The following is a 15,945-nucleotide window of genomic DNA, read 5'->3' on the forward strand; positions in this document are numbered from 1 at the left end:
ATTTTAGTTCGCCAACCTTGCAGGCCCGTCATGCGCATCCACGTCACCTTCATCGACCGCGTCGGAATCACCCAGGAAGTGCTGGCCCTGCTCGGTGGACGCAGTTTCAATCTGGACGCCGTCGAGATGGTGCCGCCGAACGTCTACATCGACGCCCCGACCCTCGGCGCCGACGTGCTCGAAGAACTGCGAGAGGCACTTTTCGACGTACGCGGCGTGCAAGCGGTGACCATGGTCGACATCCTTCCGGGGCAACGCCGGCGCCTGCAACTGGACGCCTTGCTGGCAGCGAGTTCCGACCCGGTGCTGGCGGTGGATGACCGTGGACATGTGCTGCTGGCCAACCCGGCGCTGATCGCCCTCTGCGGACGCGAACCGGCCGGTGAATCGCTGACCGCGCTGTTCGACGATGCCGACTTGCAACGCACCTTGATCGATCACCATTTCCGCCTGCCTATGCACGAGGTCAGTCTCGGTGGCCAGACGTTTCTTCTCGATGCAATGCCGATCACCGACGCCGGCGCCCTGCTCACCCTGTATCAACCCAATCGCATCGGTGAACGCCTGTCGGCGCTGCACCACGACCATGCCGAAGGCTTCGATGCGCTGCTCGGCGAATCACCGCCGATCCGCGCGCTCAAGGCGCGTGCGCAACGGGTGGCGGCCCTCGATGCGCCGCTGTTGATCCAGGGTGAAACCGGCACCGGCAAGGAGCTGGTGGCCCGCGCCTGCCACGCCATCAGCCCACGGCACGACGCGCCGTTCCTGGCCCTGAACTGCGCGGCACTGCCGGAGAGTCTGGCCGAGAGCGAGCTGTTCGGCTACGCCCCCGGCGCCTTCACCGGCGCGCAACGGGGTGGCAAGCTCGGCCTGCTGGAACTGGCCGACCAGGGCACGGTGTTCCTCGATGAAGTCGGGGAAATGTCACCGTACTTGCAAGCCAAGTTGCTGCGTTTTCTGAGTGATGGCTGCTTCCGTCGGGTGGGTGGCGACAAGGAGGTGCGGGTCAATGTGCGGGTACTCAGTGCGACCCACCGTGACCTGGAAAAAATGGTCACCGAAGGGCGTTTTCGCGAAGACCTGTTCTACCGCCTCAACGTGCTCAACCTGCAAGTACCGCCGTTGCGCGAGCGCGGTCACGACATCCTGTTGATGGCCAATCACTTCATGCAACAGGCCTGTGCACAGATCCAGCGACCGGCGTGTCGTCTGGCACCGAGTACCTTCGGCGCCCTGCTCGGCAACCGCTGGCCGGGCAACGTGCGGCAACTGCAAAACGTGATCTTTCGCGCGGCGGCGATTTGCGAAAATCCGCTGGTGGACATCGACGACCTCGACATCGCCCGCACCGCTGTTGAACGGCAAAACGACGGCGAAGTCGGCAGCCTGGAAGAGGCTGTGGGCGACTTTGAAAAGAACCTGCTGGAACAGCTTTATCGCAGCTACCCGTCCAGCCGCTTGCTCGCTGCACGGTTGCAGACGTCCCATAGCGCGATTGCGATTCGCCTGCGCAAATACGGGATTCCCGCCAAACCCTGAACCTGGCTCGGTCAAAATTGTGGGAGCGGGCTTGCTCGCGAAAGCGGTGGGTCAGGCGACATTGACGGTGAATGACACACTGCATTCGCGAGCAAGCCCGCTCCCACAGGGGATCAGTGTTGTTGCCGGGTTCTTCGTCTTCAAATCGATACAGCGTAGCGAAATCAAGACAAAACCTTTCCCACCCGCCATTACGGCGTCCGCCCCCACAGCCCGGTTTACCTGTATTCATTTCAATACAGCAGAAATCTCCAGCGCCTTACAAAATCACTCCATGTGATTGATTTAAAACAAATAAATAACATTGGCACCGCCCTTGCTATCACTCCTCCAACCCCGCTCGTCGCCCCGCCTCGAGCCTTAAAACAATAAGGAGTTGATATGAGCCAATTGCGTTTTACCGTCGATCACGAATGGTTGCGCCTTGAGAGCAATGGCCTGGTCACCGTCGGCATCACCGCGTTTGCCCAGCAGGCGCTGGGGGATGTGGTATTCGTTCAGGTACCTGAACTGGGCGCCTTCGCTGCAGGCGCTGAAGTGTCGGTGCTGGAATCGGTGAAAGCCGCCAGCAGTATCGGCATGCCACTGGACGGTGAAGTGGTCGAGATCAACGCGACGCTCGAGAGCACTCCGGAACTGGTCAATGAAGACCCCTTGGGCGAAGGCTGGTTCTTTCGCTTCAAACCGGTCGATGTCGAGGCGTTGAGCGACTTGCTGGATCAGGACGCCTACGAGCGCCTGACCGCAGAACACGCCGACGCCTGAAGCCCACCCCTTCCACACAAGGATCACACCATGTTCAGCAAGCACGACCAGATCAAAGGCTATGACGACGAACTGCTGGCGGCGATGAACGCCGAAGATGCGCGGCAGGAACACCATATCGAACTGATCGCCTCGGAAAACTACACCAGCCAACGGGTGATGCAAGCGCAAGGCAGCGGCCTGACCAACAAGTACGCCGAAGGCTATCCGGGCAAGCGCTACTACGGCGGCTGCGAGCACGTCGATGTGGTCGAGCAACTGGCCATCGACCGCGCCAGACAGTTGTTCGGCGCCGATTACGCCAACGTCCAGCCGCACTCCGGCAGCCAGGCCAACGCGGCGGTTTATCTGGCCCTGCTGCAGGCCGGCGACACCGTGCTCGGCATGAGCCTGGCCCATGGCGGGCACCTGACCCACGGCGCCAAGGTGAGTTTTTCCGGCAAGCTGTACAACGCCGTGCAGTACGGCATCGACACCACCACGGGCCTGATCGATTACGACGAAGTCGAGCGCCTGGCGGTCGAGCACAAGCCGAAGATGATCATCGCCGGGTTCTCGGCTTACTCGAAGACTCTGGACTTCCCGCGCTTTCGCCAGATTGCGGACAAGGTCGGCGCGTACTTCTTCGTCGACATGGCCCACGTCGCCGGCCTGGTGGCCACGGGTCTGTACCCCAATCCCCTGCCCTACGCCGACGTGGTCACCACCACCACGCACAAGACCCTGCGCGGTCCGCGTGGCGGTCTGATTCTGGCCAAAGCCAATGCGGAGCTTGAGAAAAAGCTCAACGCCGCAGTGTTCCCCGGCGGTCAGGGTGGCCCGCTGATGCACGTGATCGCCGCCAAGGCCGTGTGCTTCAAGGAAGCGCTGGAGCCAGGCTTCAAAACCTATCAGGCGCAAGTGATCCGTAACGCCCAGGCCATGGCGCAGGTGTTTATCGAGCGCGGGTATGACGTGGTGTCCGGCGGCACCGACAACCATCTGTTCCTGGTCAGCCTGATCCGCCAGGGCCTGACCGGCAAGGATGCCGACGCCACCCTCGGGCGTGCCGGCATCACCGTGAACAAGAACGCCGTGCCCAACGATCCGCAATCGCCGTTCGTGACGTCCGGCCTGCGCATCGGAACGCCGGCGATCACCAGCCGTGGCTTCAAGGAAGCGCAAAGCATTGCGCTGGCTGGCTGGATCTGCGACATCCTCGATCACCTCGGCGATGCCGACATCGAGGCCAATGTCGCCCGCCAGGCTGCCGCCCTGTGTGCGGACTTCCCGGTCTATCGCGACTGAGCAAACACAACCCCCCTGTAGGAGCGAGCTTGCTCGCGAAGAACCCAAAGGCACCGCGTTAATCCTGAATGCGCGCGTAATCATTGGCGACCATCGCGAGCAAGCTCGCTCCTACAGGTCTGTGCACAAGGAAAGCATCATGAACGCCATTGTCGAATCGGCCGGCAACAGCCCGGCCAAAGTGGAAGTCGGCACCAAACTGCGTGGCGCGCAAAAGGTCGCGCGGATTCCGGTGAAGATCATTCCCACGGATGAGTTCCCGCGCAAACCCGACTGGATTCGCGTGCGCATGCCGGTCTCTCCCGAGGTCGAGCGGATCAAGCAACTGTTGCGCAAGCACAAGCTGCACAGCGTCTGCGAAGAAGCCTCGTGCCCGAACCTCGGTGAATGTTTCTCCGGTGGCACCGCGACCTTCATGATCATGGGCGACATCTGCACCCGGCGCTGTCCGTTCTGCGATGTCGGCCATGGCCGGCCCAGGCCACTGGACGCTAACGAACCGATGAACCTGGCCGTGGCCATTGCCGAACTGCGCCTGAAGTACGTGGTGATCACTTCGGTGGACCGCGACGATTTGCGCGACGGCGGTGCCCGGCACTTTGTCGATTGCCTGCGCGAGATCCGCAAGCTGTCGCCCGGCGTGCAACTGGAAACCCTGGTGCCGGATTATCGTGGACGCATGGACGTGGCCCTGGCGATCACCGCCGATGAGCCGCCGGATGTGTTCAACCACAACCTGGAAACCGTACCGCGCCTGTACAAGGCCGCGCGGCCGGGCTCGGACTTCGAGTGGTCGCTGGACCTGCTGCAAAAATTCAAGCTCGCCGTGCCCCGCGTACCGACCAAATCCGGCCTGATGCTGGGCCTGGGCGAGACCGACGAGGAAGTCATCGAGGTCATGCAGCGCATGCGCGAGCACGATATCGACATGCTGACCCTCGGCCAGTACCTGCAGCCCTCGCGCAGTCACTTGCCGGTGCAGCGCTTCGTGCACCCGGACACCTTTGCCTGGTTCGCCGAGGAAGGCACGCGCATGGGCTTCAGGAACGTGGCGTCCGGGCCGCTGGTGCGTTCGTCCTATCACGCCGATCAACAACTTCATGGAGGTGCAGACGGTTTCAAGCCATCATGATGGTGACTGGTCATGCATGGAGCCGTTCCCGATGTTTCGTTCACCCTGTCTGTCGATGCTGTGCCTGAGCCTTGCCCTGCCGTGCATGGCCGACGAGGCGAAACCCGGGCACATGGTGTATGTGCGCAGCATTGCCCCGGGCATCGGGCAGGACATTCGCTACGCCAGCGCCCACAACTTTACCGGGCACCCGCTCGACGGCTACCAGGCGGCAGAATGCTTGCTGTCGGCGGATGCCGCCAACGCCCTGGTCCGGGTGCAAACGGCGCTTGAAGCCGAGGGCTACGGTTTGAAGGTGTTCGATTGCTATCGCCCGAGCCGTGCAGTGGCGGACATGGGCCGCTTTGCCAGCGAACCCGGTGACCCGCTCAAGACCGAGTTCTATCCACGGGTCGACAAGCAGGATTTCTGGCGCCTGGGTTATGTGGCCCGGGTGTCCAATCATTCCCGGGGCAACACCGTCGACCTGACCCTGACCGGCCCCGACGCCCTGCCCGCCGACACCTGGACACCTGCGGCCACGCCGGTGGATTGCACCGCGCCTTACGGCCAGCGCTGGCACGACGGTGCGCTCGACATGGGCACCGGTTTTGACTGCTTCGATGAGCGTGCACACACCGATTCGACATTGATCAACGCCACGGCCAAGGCCAATCGTCAGCGACTTACCCAGGCCATGGCCAAAGAAGGTTTTGTTGGTTACTCCGCCGAGTGGTGGCACTTCACGTACAGCGGGAATCCGCAGAAGCCGGACGTCATGGACTTCCCCATCACGCCGCTTGCGCCATGAACATTCACCTCAAGACCCTGTTGGTGGCGATTTTTCCGCTGGCCGCAATGGCTCAAGGACTCGACGGCAGCGATCAACTGATCGTGGTCACCAGCAAAAGCTGGGATGACAGTCAGGCCACTGCCCAGCGCTATGAACGGCACGGCCAGACTTTTGAAAAATTCGAAGCCCCCTTTGCGGTGGTGCTCGGCAAGAACGGTATGGGCTGGGGCAAGGGCCAACTCAACCCCGGACGACCTGAAGGGCCGGTCAAACAGGAAGGCGACGGCAAGGCCCCGGCTGGAGTGTTCGATCTGGGCACGGCGTTTGGCTACGAACCTTCAGCCGAAACCCGCCTGCCCTACCTGGCGCTGACAGCGACCATCGAATGCGTGGACGACAGCCAGTCAGCTCGCTACAACGAATTGGTCGACAGCTCGGCCGTAGCAAGAGACTGGAGCAGTTCCGAACGCATGCGCCGCAGTGATGACCTGTACCGCCAGGGCATATTCATCCGGCACAACACCCTGGCCACTCCCGCCGCCGGATCATGCATTTTCTTCCACATCTGGCGCGGCCCCACGGCGCCGACTCGCGGCTGCACCGCCATGGCCCCGGCGGATATCGCGCGGTTGTTCAACTGGCTGGACCCGGGCAAATCCCCGGTGCTGGTGCAACTGCCCGAAGCGCAGTACGAACAGTTGCGTGAGCGCTGGAGCCTACCGAAGCGTTAATCAAATACTTCCATAGGTGCTACCGGTATCAACCCCGCTCAACCGCCACCGCACTCATCGACGGTTTGGCCAGCGCGTAATAGATCACGCCCGGCACCAACAGCCCGACGATCCAGGAAATATCCACGCCGCCCAGTTGCGCAACCATCGGCCCGGAGTAGAAATGGGTATCGACAAAGGGCAGCTGGATCAACACGCCGATCACATAGACGCTGATCCCCAGCACGTTCCAGCGACCGTAGCGCCCGTTCGGGTCGGACAGCGCCGGGATGTCGTAACGCTCCTTGTTGATGAAGTAGTAATCCACCAGGTTGATCGCGCTCCAGGGTGTGAAGAACGTCAGCAAAAACAGGATGAAGTACTTGAACGAGTTGAGGAACGAGTACTGCCCGAGCAACGCCAGCGCAGTGGACGCCGCGACGATCAGCAGCACGAACAGCATGCGCTGGCGGGCAGTGATTTCCAGATGACGGCGAAAGCCGCTGAGGATGGTCGCCACGCACATGAAGCTGCCGTAGGCGTTGAGGGTGGACACCGTGACCTTGCCGAACACAATGCTCAGGTACAGCAAGGACGCGATCACACCGCTACTGCCCAGACCGACAATGGTCGCCACTTCATGCCCGCGGAAATTCGCCCCGGCCAACGCGGCGGCGAACACCCCCAGCACCATCGAAGCCTGAGCCCCCAATACGGTGCCTAGACCGACGGCGGCGAAGGTTTTCCACGACGAAGTCTTGCTCGGCAGGTAGCGCGAGTAGTCCGCCACATAAGGGCCGAAGGCGATCTGCCAGGACGCCGAGAGCGACACCGCCAGCAGGAAGGTGCTCCAGCCGAAATGCCGGTTGTCGAGCAGCACGCCGATGTCGTTGAGGGTCATCAACCGGGTGAACAGGTAGGCGAACGCGATGATGCCCAGCACGCTGGCCACCCGCCCGACCAGGTGAATCACCCGATAACCGAAGATCGTCAGGAACGCGATGCTCGCCGCAAAAATCAGGATGCCGGCGCTGTCGCTGACACTGATCAACTGCGCAATCGCCTGCCCCGACAGCACCGCGCCGGTGGCGCTGAAACCGAGGTACATCAGGCACACCAGAACGATCGGGATCGCCGCGCCATATACCCCGAACTGCACTCGGCTGGAGATCATCTGCGGCAGCCCAAGCTTCGGCCCTTGCGCCGCGTGCAGCGCCACCACCGCACCGCCGAATAGCTGCCCGACCAGCAAGCCGATCAGCGACCAGAACACATCGCCGCCCAGTACCACGGCGAGGGCGCCGGTGACGATGGCGGTGATTTGCAGGTTGGCGCCGAGCCACAGGGTGAACTGGCTGTAGAGACTGCCGTGACGCTCAGCCTCGGGAATGAAATCAATCGAGCGGGTCTCGATCAGGGGACTGCGTTGCGCACTCATGAGGGTGTTTCCTTTGAGGAACTGTTTTTGTTGTCAGGGATAGAACTTAGAAGGTCTTGGTGGCGCTCGCCACGACGGTGACCGAACACAGGTCGTCATAGCCGTACCAGCCACTGCACTCGCTTTTCGTCAGGTCGGTGTCGACATAGCTCAGGCCCCAGGTCACGCCGACGAAATCACGGGTCAGCCTGGCTTCCCACTCGTAGTAAGCCTCGCGGTTGTCGCCGTTGGCGGACCAGAAGGCCGGGTCTTTCACGTCATTGCGCCCCACCCGCAGCTCCAGGCCGACCTCGGCCGGCAGCGTGAACTTGTAGCCGACGTAGGTGTAGAGCGTGTCCTGGTCTTCACCGAAAACGTTCGGTGTGTCGTTCGAGTAATAGGCGCCGAGCTTCACGCCATAGACGTCGAGAATGGCGTAGATCTCGCTCAGGTTGAATTCCGAATTCTTCGGGTAGTCGTACTTGATGTAGCCCAGGTCGAGGCTGATCGCGTCCGTGGCCTGCCAGTAGTAACCGGCGTAGTACTCAAGCTCCTGGCGGGTATCGAAGTCGCCGCCGAAATCCACGCTGGAGGTCCAGGCGCCGATGTACAGGCCGCTGCCGTGCATCAGGGTCGCGCCGCCCTGCACGGCCGGATCGCCCAGGCTTTGCGAGATGCCGCGGGAACGGTAGTCGCTGACGACGCCCAGGGTCATGTCCAGGCTGAAATCGTCGTTGAGGACCAGGCCGTGGCTGGTCAACGGAGCCAAAGCCAGCGTAGCGAGGGTCAATGCTGAAAATGCGTTCATACAATTCTCTTGTTGTTATGGCGTACGGGGAATTTCAGGCATGGCGATGCCATACCCCTCGCGCTGCGAGGGGCTGGCGGTTTTTACGTGTGTCGGGGTGCGCGCAGGTCAGGACGCGGGGGCGTAGACCTGCTTGCCGGCGAAGAAGGTTTTCAGGACTTTGGTTTCGAACAGCTCGTCATCGCTGACCTTGAACACATCGCGGTCGAGGATGATCAGGTCGGCCTGCTTGCCCGGCGCCAGCGAACCGATCTGTTTCTCAAGGCGCAGGGTTTTGGCGGCGTTGAGGGTGTAGGCGTAGAACATGGTCTGGCGGTCGATGCTCTCCTTGGCATTGAGTACGCCCAATGGCCCCTTGCGCGTGCTGGCCTGGGCGATGGCGTTGAACGGATTCGGGCTGGACACCGGCCAGTCGCTGCCACCGGCAATCGTCGCGCCGGCGTTATGCAGGGACCGCGCGGGATACTGGTAGCCGTAGGCAAAGGCACTGATGTAGGGCTTGACCAATTCGACGGTGTAAGACTCGCCGGTGGCCCACAGCAGCTGCATGGAGGCAATCACGCCCAACTGCTTGAAGCGCGGAAACTCCTTGGGATTGACCAGTTGCAGGTGGGCGATGCTGTGCGGCACCGGCGTCGGGTTGAGCTTGCGTGCATACGCCACGCCGTTGAGCGACTCACGCACGGCACGGTCGCCGACCGCATGCATGTGCACGATCCAGCCGCGCTTTTCCGCCGCCACCACCAGTTCACCGAAGTGCGCCGGGTCGGTCAGCAGTTGCCCGTCCTTGTGGCTGTTCTTGTACGGCACGATGACCGCAGCGGTTTGCCCCGGGAACTCGAGAATGCCGTCGACAAACACCTTGATGCCGGGGAATGTCAGGTTCGGCACGCCCTCGAACTGTTTCATCACCGTGGCGATCACTTCCAGATCGGCGGGTTTGCTCTTCGGGTTGGTGACCATCAACGCGGCAACGTGAGCACTCAGTTCGCCGTTCTGCGCCAGCGCCTTGTACAGCGGCAGTACGCCGACGGTTTCCGTTGTGGCTTTGAAGTCAAACAGCGAATCTTCACTGCCGCCGTTCGCCGCAGCGTCCATCCACGCAGTGATACCGTATTGGTTGTTGACCCGCACCGCCTCTTTCGCGGCTTTGAGCATGGTCTCCGGGCTTGGCGCAGGAATGCCGTTGCGCACCAGGTCCCAGCGGGATTCGGCAAAGTAGCCATTGGGGGTGAAGTCCGCTTCATGGCCGACGTAACCGCGCTCCTTCTCCGGCAGGCTTTTGACCAGTGCGGCGTCGATGTTCAGACGCTTGAGCATCGCGTTGTTGGCCCAACCGGTGTGTCCGTCGATGCCGCTGAAGACAATCGGCTGATCGGCCCAGCGTCCCTGATTGAACACCTTGCCCAGCTCACGGCTTTTCTCCCAGTAGGCCGAGCTGACCCCGGCGACGCTGATCACATCGCCGGCCCGGGCACGCCCTGCCTTGTCTTCCTCAATCAGCCACTGTTCAAGCTCCGGCATCGGTTTGACTTCGTCCAGCAGGTTGGCCTTCATGCTGTCGAACGCCCCCACCACCGGGTGGCTGTGGGTGTCGATCATGCCAGGCATCAGCACCTTGCCCGCCAGGTCGATACGTTGGGTCCCGGCATCGGCCAGGGCATTGATTTCGGCATCGCTGCCGACTTTCAGAATCTTGCCGTCCTGCACGGCCACCGCTTGCACCAGAGCCTGGCCAGGTTCGGCGGTAAAGACCTTGCCGTTGAACAACACCAGGTCGGCGGCGGCCATGGCTTGTAGCGAGGACAAGGCCAGCGCGGCGGCCAACAGGTTTGGAATGAATCGCATCGGAACGCTCTCTGGTTTTTATTGGACGGATCGGGAACTGACGACTTGGGAAACCACCTGTGGCGCCAGCCCGAGGAACGGCGCCCTGGCCCATACGACCTTGCCGCCGACCAGCGTCAGCAGCACCTCGTTGCGTCCCAGTTCCTCCTCGGGCACCTGTATGAAGTTCTTGTCGAGTACGATCAGGTCAGCGAACTTGCCGACTTCGACCGATCCCACCACGGCGTCCAGCTTCAGCTGTTCGGCGGCATTGAGGGTGATGCTGCGCAGCACTTCGGCACGGGACAGCGCCGGATCGGCATTGAGTCGCCCGGCGTACTTGGGGCCATAACTGTGCGGGTTGGTGGGGTCGCCGGAACGGGTGACACCGACTTTCAGCGCCAGGAACTCATCGAGGGGATCGACCGGCCAATCGCTGCCAAACGCCACGCGACCGCCGGCATGGGCGATGCTGCCCGAGGGTTCCATTCGTTCGAATCGTTCGGCGCCAAGGTGATCACTGGTGCCGTCGACCGTGGACGGTGCCTGCTGCGCCCACTGGAACGACATGGTGGCCGTGACGTCCAGGGCCTTGAAACGTGAATAGTCGGCAGGATCGACTGATTCGGCGTGAGCGATGGCCGGGCGGAAGTCTTGACCGGGCAGTTGCTGACGCACGTAGGCGACGCTGTCCAGCGCGTCCCGTACCGCGCGCTCGCCGGTGGCATGCAGGTGCGGATCGAAACCGGCCTTGACCGCTTGCAGCAACAGCGGCTTGAGCACCTGCGGCGGGAAGTACAGCTCGCCCAGGTTTTTGCCCGGCGTCCACTTCGGTGCCTGATCGGTGCCGCTGTTGTGCAGATACGGCGTCAACATGGCGCCGGTGTCCGCCGGGGCATTGATGATGCCGTCCATGAACAGTTTGACGTGGCGCATGTTCACGCCCGGCATGACTTTCACTTCGCCCTGGTCGTAAGTGCTGGCCAAGGCCTTGGCCTCGGCGATGGTTTTAACCGGGTCGGCGGCAGCGGCGGCCGGGTCCAGCTTGATCGACAGCAAGGCCCGGGCGGTCAGCTCGCCGGACTGTTGCAGGCGGGTGAAGGCTTTGCCGTTTTCCGGGCCGGACAGTGCATCGAAGAAACTGGTGATGCCTTGCTGGCGCATGGCGTCGAGGGCTGCGCGAACCTGATTGAGTTTTTCCGCGTCGGTCGCGGGCGGCACCACAGCGGCCAACGATTCGGCGGCGCCATCTTCACAGATGCCGTTCGGGTTGCCGGCACTGTCACGTCGGTATTTGCCGTCTTCCGGATCGACGGTGTGCTTGTTGATCCCGGCCAGTTCAAGACCGCGAGAGTTGGTCAGCACGGTGTGGAAGTCGGTGGAGCGCACCTGGATCGGGCGCTTGGTCTTGAGCGCGTCCAGGGTCGACTTGTCGGCGTCGCCGTCGAGCCCGGTCATGCCCATGCGATCCCAGCTGCCGACTTCCAGCCACACGTCCGGGCCCTTGTCCTTTTCGGCATCGAGACAGGCCTGGATGCTTGCCTGAAACTGCGCGCGGGTCATGGTCTGGTATTTCAGGTCGCACAAGGTCATGGCGCGACCGCCATCCGCCGGGTGCATGTGCGCATCGACGAAGCCCGGCATCAGCATGCGTCCGGCCAGGTCGATCAGTTGGGTTTGCTTGCCGATGTAGCCACCGACCCCGGCATCGCTGCCGACATAGATGATCTTGCCACCCGCAATGGCGATGGCCTGCTGCACGGAATCCTGGCCATCGACGGTATAGATGTAGCCATTACGCATGACCGTATCGGCGGGCGTCGCGCCCAACGCCATGCAGGAAAACGCCGTTGTCGATGCAACGGCGATGAACAACCTGGAAAGTCTCAAATGCCTCACCCCTGTTCTTATTGTTTTGAAGCGGCCCGAAGCGACTGCGCAAGCCCTTGTATAGACAGGGCCTACCCTATAGGGCGCAGGGCGCGAATGGACCTCCGCAAATGAGGAGGGGTCAGGCAAATAATTGAAACGGCCGGGATCAGTCCCGGCGCGCGGACTCCGCCAGCGCACCCGGCGAACGCAGGACGGAACCCAGCTCCACCTTGCTTTTCACGCCGAGCTGCAAGTAGCAGTTACGCAAATAGGTGCGCACGGTCGCGGGGCTCAGGGCGAGGATTTTCGCGATCTCTTTGTAGGAATGACCGGCGGCGAACAGCATCGCCGCCGTGCGCTCCCGTGGCGCCAGACCGTCCCCACCCGAGGGGGCTTCGAGGGACAGGATGACGTGTTCGGCGTTGGGGCTCAGGGTCAGGGTGCAGCGGCCCAGGCGGATCACGCAGGGTGCTTTTGACAGTTGCGCAATCACCTCGCCCGGCAGCATTGAACCGCTCCAGCCCGGCAGTTCGCGTTGAATGGCGGCGCACAGCCTGGCTCCGACATACAGCAGGCTGCCGTCCATGCGCGCGACGCCAAAGTCACTCGCGCCGTTTTCGCTGTCGAAGCGAATCATGTCCTGTACCTGAAACCGCCACAGCTGGAACAGGTGATCACAGAACGCCAAAAACAGCTCGGATTCGTTCTCCTCGAAGGCCTGTTCTTCCAGGCCGCGGTAGAGACAGACGAAAAACATCAAGCCGCTTTCGGGCAATTCGTAGGTGATGCTGATCAAGTGATAGAGATCGTGGCGCCGGGCGAAATCGTTGACCGCCTCGCAAGGGTCGTTGAAACCACTGTCACGCACCACCTCACCGGGACGATTGAGCGTGTCGAGGGAGAACTGATCGATTGCCGCCACCGGATGCCATTCGGCGGCAAAGGATTCGGGGAGATTGATGCTTCCGTGCATCCAGCTTTGAAGGGGCACATCAGCACCGGGTGTAGACATTTCGCCCCACCAGGCAGACGCGAAGGGCACCAGTTGACCGAATGCCTGCAGGCCATCGGCGATGAACCGCGACGCCCCGCTTTCCCGCGCCAGACGCCCCAAATGCAATACGCAATGATTGAACGCCCTCAACGTGGCCAACGACGCGTTGTCGTCGACATTCTTCCGCTCCTCCATCATTGCGATCCCGTTCACGGCATGGTCTGTTGCCGGGACGATGCCATAGCGCCGGGAATGGCGTCCAGCGCGCCGTGACAGGGTTAGTGGGTGTAAACAAAATCTGCGAGCAACCGAAACTACTGTGGGAGCGGGCTTGCCCGCGAAAGCGCCGGGTCAGTCGGCATCGACATTAGCTGTCATGACGCCTTCGCGAGCAAGCCCGCTCCCACAGGGGAATGTGGGGGATTCAGAGTTGAATGTCCTTGGCCGGCAACACATCAATCCGCGCCACGGAACCGGTCAGGTGTGCCAGGTCCTTGTTGTGCTCGGCAATGATGTCTTCGGCGGTAAGGTTGCCGTTGTCGACGGTGGAATGTGCGTCTGCCGCCAGCACCACGTCATAGCCCAGTTTCAGTGCCTGGCGCACGGTGGCATTGACGCAATAATCGGTTTGCAGACCACAGATGACCAGGCGTTCGAAGTCCTGTACCGGCACCAACTGTTGCAGGTTGGTCTGATAGAACGAATCGCCAGCGGTTTTGCGTACGCGATGATCTTCGGGCGATGTTTGCAGCCCTTCGGCCAGTTGCCAGCCTGGGGCACCGTGCTTCAACAGGCCTGCCTCTTCTTCGTGCTGGATGAGCACCACCGGAACGCCGGCCTTTCTAGCCCGGGCACTGAGAGCGTTGATGGTGTCGATGACGCGCCTGATCTCGAAGCACTCGTACTCACCGGCACACAAAGCCTGCTGGACGTCGATGATTAATAACGCAGTGGTCATGATTTCCTTCCTTGATATGTCGAGGGGTCAGGGGACGAACATAAGCCCGTCCCCCCTCCAGATACAACCCTCAATAGCCCAGCGACAACCCGGTATTGCGCCGAGGATCGTTGGCCCCGTAGAAACGGTTCTTGCCTACCGGTTTCCCACCCAGGGATGGCGCGCCGACCAGGATCGCCGCCAGGTGGTTGGCGTCCTGCGGACCGGTAAACTTGTGCCCCCAGCTTTCGAGGATTTTCACCGTGTCCGGGCTGGTGGTGAAGGCTTCCAGGTTGGTCTCTTCCGGCAACCACTGTTGGTGGAAACGCGGCGCATCCACCGCTTCCTGGATGTTCATCCCGTAGTCGATCACGTTGAGCATGGTCAGCAAGGTCGCGGTGATGATGCGGCTGCCGCCCGGCGTGCCAACCACCATCACCACTTTGCCGTCCTTGGTGACGATGGTCGGGCTCATGGATGACAGCGGCGCCTTGCCGGGTGCGATGGCATTGGCCTCGCCCTGCACCAGGCCGTACATGTTCGGCACACCGATTTTCGAGGTGAAGTCGTCCATTTCATCGTTGAGGATGACCCCGGTCTTGCTCGCCATCACACCGGCACCGAACCAGTCGTTGAGGGTGTAGGTCACCGACACCGCATTACCCCATTTATCGACAATGGAGTAATGCGTGGTGTTGTTGCCTTCATGGGGCGCTACACCGGGTTTGAGTTCGCTGGATACCGCGGCCTTTTGTGGTTTGATCGCCTCGCGCAGCTTGGTTGCGTAGTTTTTATCCAGCAGGTGGGCAATCGGATTCTTCACGAAATCCGGGTCGCCGAGGTAGCTGTTGCGGTCCACATAGGCGTGGCGCATCGCCTCGATCTGGTAGTGCATGCCCTGGGCCGAGTGATAGCCCAGGTCCTTCATCGGATAGCCTTCGAGGATGTTCATGATCTCGCAGATCACCACGCCACCGGAGCTCGGCGGCGGTGCCGAGACCACGTGGTAGCCACGGTAGTCGCACTCGATGGGCGCCAGTTCGCGGGTCTTGTATTTGTCGAGGTCGGCCTGGGTGATGATGCCTTTGTTGGCCTGGCTGGAGGTGACGAGGGCGTCGGCCACCCACCCCTTATAGAAACCGTCGGCGCCTTTCTCGGAGATCTCCCGCAAGGTCTTGCTCAGGTCCTTCTGCACCAGTTTCTGGCCGACCTGCATCGGTTCGCCGTTGCTGAGGAAGATCGAGCCGGAATCCTTGATGTCCTTCTTGAACATGTCGGTGGCGTAGTCCAGCAGATCGACGTCGCCCTGCTCGAGCACAAAACCGTCTTCAGCGAGCTTGATGGCCGGGGCGATGATTTCCTTGCGCGGTTTGGTGCCGTACTTGGACAGCGCCAGCTCCATGCCCGAAACGGTGCCCGGCACACCCACGGCCAAGTGGCCACGGGTACTCAAATCGGGAACGACGTTGCCCTCCTTGTCCAGGTACATGTTGGCGGTTGCGGCCAGCGGCGCTTTTTCACGGAAGTCGAGAAAGGTCTTGCGCCCGTCCGCCAGTTGAATGGTCATGAAACCGCCGCCACCGAGGTTGCCGGCCGCGGGGTAGACCACCGCCAGCGCATAGCCGACCGCGACCGCCGCATCGACGGCGTTGCCGCCGTTCTTGAGCACATCCACGCCCACATGGCTGGCCAGGTGCTGGGCCGTGACCACCATGCCGTTTTCCCCGGTAGCCGGGGCCACGGAGGCGGCATGGGCGGTCAGGCAGCTGAGTGCCAATGCGGTCGTAATCAGCGATTTGGCAAAAGGTTCGTACTTCATGAGTCGGTCTCTTCTTGTTATTTCGTAGGAAAACGCTTCAAAAGCCGTAGCCAAGTATGGTCGGGA

General features: G+C 61.8%; 13 protein-coding genes. 6 read left to right on the top strand and 7 right to left on the bottom strand.

Annotated elements, in window-relative coordinates; all coding sequences use genetic code 11:
- Window positions 1-30: 30 nt before the first annotated feature.
- From ACCD00_RS18380 to ACCD00_RS18405, 6 genes are all read left to right on the top strand, one after another.
- Window positions 31-1,539, top strand: coding sequence for a sigma-54-dependent transcriptional regulator (locus tag ACCD00_RS18380; RefSeq protein WP_413426607.1), 1,509 nt, complete (start codon window positions 31-33; stop codon window positions 1,537-1,539).
- Between the two features lie 381 nt (window positions 1,540-1,920).
- A complete protein-coding gene (gcvH, locus tag ACCD00_RS18385) occupies window positions 1,921-2,304 on the top strand; it encodes a glycine cleavage system protein GcvH (RefSeq protein WP_413426609.1) in 384 nt (127 codons plus the stop codon).
- A 30-nt stretch (window positions 2,305-2,334) separates the two neighbouring features.
- Entirely contained in the window at window positions 2,335-3,591 is a 1,257-nt protein-coding gene (gene glyA, locus ACCD00_RS18390) for a serine hydroxymethyltransferase (protein ID WP_413426611.1), read from the top strand.
- Between the two features lie 139 nt (window positions 3,592-3,730).
- Window positions 3,731-4,723 (top strand): lipoyl synthase, encoded by a 993-nt coding sequence (gene lipA, locus ACCD00_RS18395; protein ID WP_413426613.1) that lies wholly within the window; start codon window positions 3,731-3,733, stop codon window positions 4,721-4,723.
- Window positions 4,724-4,754: 31 nt separating this feature from the next.
- Entirely contained in the window at window positions 4,755-5,513 is a 759-nt protein-coding gene (locus ACCD00_RS18400; protein ID WP_413426615.1) for a M15 family metallopeptidase, read from the top strand.
- Complete coding sequence (locus tag ACCD00_RS18405; RefSeq protein ID WP_413426617.1) at window positions 5,510-6,226, top strand: L,D-transpeptidase family protein; 717 nt, start codon at window positions 5,510-5,512, stop codon at window positions 6,224-6,226. The genes ACCD00_RS18400 and ACCD00_RS18405 overlap by 4 nt, the downstream gene beginning before the upstream one ends.
- A gap of 28 nt (window positions 6,227-6,254) precedes the next feature.
- Here the strand turns inward: ACCD00_RS18405 and ACCD00_RS18410 are convergent, their stop codons facing one another.
- From ACCD00_RS18410 to ggt, 7 genes are all read right to left on the bottom strand, one after another.
- Window positions 6,255-7,643: a purine-cytosine permease family protein gene (locus ACCD00_RS18410; RefSeq protein ID WP_413426619.1), complete on the bottom strand. Its 1,389-nt coding sequence runs from the start codon at window positions 7,641-7,643 to the stop codon at window positions 6,255-6,257.
- A gap of 46 nt (window positions 7,644-7,689) precedes the next feature.
- Window positions 7,690-8,430 carry a TorF family putative porin gene (locus tag ACCD00_RS18415; RefSeq protein WP_413426621.1) on the bottom strand — a complete coding sequence of 247 codons (741 nt, stop codon included), beginning with the start codon at window positions 8,428-8,430 and terminating at the stop codon, window positions 7,690-7,692.
- 108 nt (window positions 8,431-8,538) lie between these two features.
- Window positions 8,539-10,278, bottom strand: coding sequence for an amidohydrolase (locus ACCD00_RS18420; RefSeq protein WP_413426623.1), 1,740 nt, complete (start codon window positions 10,276-10,278; stop codon window positions 8,539-8,541).
- An 18-nt stretch (window positions 10,279-10,296) separates the two neighbouring features.
- The gene (locus ACCD00_RS18425; protein WP_413426666.1) at window positions 10,297-12,093 is read right to left on the bottom strand and encodes an amidohydrolase; all 1,797 of its coding nucleotides are present in this window, start codon (window positions 12,091-12,093) and stop codon (window positions 10,297-10,299) included.
- 202 nt (window positions 12,094-12,295) lie between these two features.
- On the bottom strand, window positions 12,296-13,318 hold the full coding sequence (locus ACCD00_RS18430) for a helix-turn-helix transcriptional regulator (RefSeq protein WP_413426668.1): 1,023 nt from the start codon (window positions 13,316-13,318) through the stop codon (window positions 12,296-12,298).
- A 229-nt stretch (window positions 13,319-13,547) separates the two neighbouring features.
- The gene (locus ACCD00_RS18435) at window positions 13,548-14,081 is read right to left on the bottom strand and encodes a cysteine hydrolase family protein (RefSeq protein WP_413426625.1); all 534 of its coding nucleotides are present in this window, start codon (window positions 14,079-14,081) and stop codon (window positions 13,548-13,550) included.
- A gap of 70 nt (window positions 14,082-14,151) precedes the next feature.
- Complete coding sequence (gene ggt, locus ACCD00_RS18440) at window positions 14,152-15,879, bottom strand: gamma-glutamyltransferase (protein WP_413426627.1); 1,728 nt, start codon at window positions 15,877-15,879, stop codon at window positions 14,152-14,154.
- Window positions 15,880-15,945 lie beyond the last annotated feature (66 nt).

This window comes from Pseudomonas sp. Pseusp3 (assembly GCF_047304225.1).
Taxonomy (GTDB): Bacteria; Pseudomonadota; Gammaproteobacteria; order Pseudomonadales; family Pseudomonadaceae; genus Aquipseudomonas; species Aquipseudomonas fluorescens_CD.